The 1,941-nt window shown below is 38.8% G+C and carries 1 protein-coding gene; it reads left to right on the top strand.

The window, feature by feature from the left end; genetic code table 11:
* The coding region (locus FLB_RS14375; RefSeq protein WP_197488946.1) for a hypothetical protein at nucleotides 1-1,941 on the top strand (1,941 nt) is incomplete at both ends.

Genomic DNA, 1,941 nt, shown 5'->3' with positions numbered 1-1,941 from the left:
AACCATCTCCTTACACTGTTAGGTTGTATAGAGATAATGGATCGGGGGGATTAGGTTCGTTAGTGGCTACTTCCACTTCTAATACCTTGTCAGGTTCGTTTATTAACTTGAATTCAGGAAATTACATTATTAGTTTCGAAAATGTAACACCAGTAGATAACTTTAATGGGTATTCAGCTGCTTTTGCTTCGAGTGCGGCTCAAACCTATACCAAAGCCATTACTATAGAACCCTATACTGATATTGGTGTAAGTACTTCAACTGCTGTTTGTGATGTAAATATCTCAAATTCAGGGATGATTAATGCGCAAGTTTCCTCTGGAACGATTGTGTATCCAATGACATTTACACTTTATGCTGCATCAAATCTATCGACAGCGGTGCAAGGGCCATTTACGGTTACTAGTCCCACAACTAATTATACTTTTACAAGCTTAGCTTTAGGAAATTATGTAGTTGAAGTTAAAAATCCTTGTTATACCGTTAATAGTAATGTCACTATTAGTAATACAAATACAGCGCCTACAGCACAAGTTTCCAATCCAACAGTATGCCCAAGTAGTCCGTCAACCATTGCGGTTATTACGGCTATCAGTAACTTATACGATATTACTTGGAGAGATAATAATGGTGTTGTAGTTGGTACAGGAATGCCTGTAACGCTTACACCTTCAGCCACCACGACCTATACGGCTAGTTATGTTTTAAAGCCTACCTTTGGTTGTCCAAATCCAATAACTTATCAATCAGACGTTACGGTTACCGTGACCCCTGATGTAGATTTGACCTTGCCTGTTACGGATATTAATTTATGTGATGGTACTGCACCAAGTATTACCATTTCGAATACACAAAGTGGATTTTCCTATGAAATAGTGAATTCTAGCGGAACTTCTTTTTCGCCTTCGCTTATTGCAAATGGCAATGGAGGTAATTTAACAATAGCTATTCCTAGCACCATTACATTGACTGCTGGACAAATTTTAAAGGTAAAAGCCTCAAATGGTAATGCCGGATGTTCAGGAATTTTGACCGATGTTTCAAATGTTTTAAATGGTACGTTTAATATTACCTGTCCAACATTTCCATCGACTTCTGTGCAGTGTTATGCAGACTTGCCTTCACAAACATCCTTTACCATTGCAGAATTTCAAGCATTAGGCAATGGCAATGGTATTGTTGATGTTGTTGGATGTGGAGTTGTAGAAATTACAGCTTCCAATGATGCTGATCCAGCAAGTTGTAATGCAAATGTGATTCGAACCTATACAATTACCGAATATGCTGATCCAAATAATAATGATGTTAGAGACTCAGGGGAGAATACCATCTTAAAACAAACTATTTGTACTCAAACTATCAACATTAATGATACTACAGCACCTGTTGTAACAGGAACATTAACAGCTAGTAGCGTTTCTGGTTGTTCACTTTCAGACAAGCCAGTAGCTATGACTACGGTTTCTGAATTAGAAGCCGCAGGATTAACTATTGCAGACAATTGTACAACCGATGCCAATTTAGTAGTAACCAGTTCAGATGAAACGGCAAGTGGAACTTGTCCAATCACTTTTACAAGAACCTATACCATTACGGATGCCTGTAGCAATGCGACTACAGCCACACAAACCTTTAACATTAATGATATTACGGCACCCGTTGTAACAGGAACCTTAACTGCTAGTAGTGTTTCTGGTTGTTCTATTTCAGACAAGCCTGTAGCTATGACTACTGTTGCTGAATTAGAAGCTGCAGGATTGACCATTGCAGACAACTGTACAACCAATGCAAATTTAACCGTTACCAGCTCGGATGGAACGGCTAGTGGATGTCCAATCACTTTTACGAGAACCTATACCATTACAGATGCTTGTAATAATGCGACCACAGCCACCCAAACCATCAACATTAATGATACTACGGCACCAGTTGTAACAGGAA

The sequence above is a fragment of the Flavobacterium succinicans genome, assembly GCF_001662485.1.
GTDB lineage: Bacteria > Bacteroidota > Bacteroidia > Flavobacteriales > Flavobacteriaceae > Flavobacterium > Flavobacterium succinicans_A.
The sequence above is the reverse complement of the archived record's forward strand: the minus strand, read 5'-3'. Positions and strand labels throughout refer to the sequence as shown.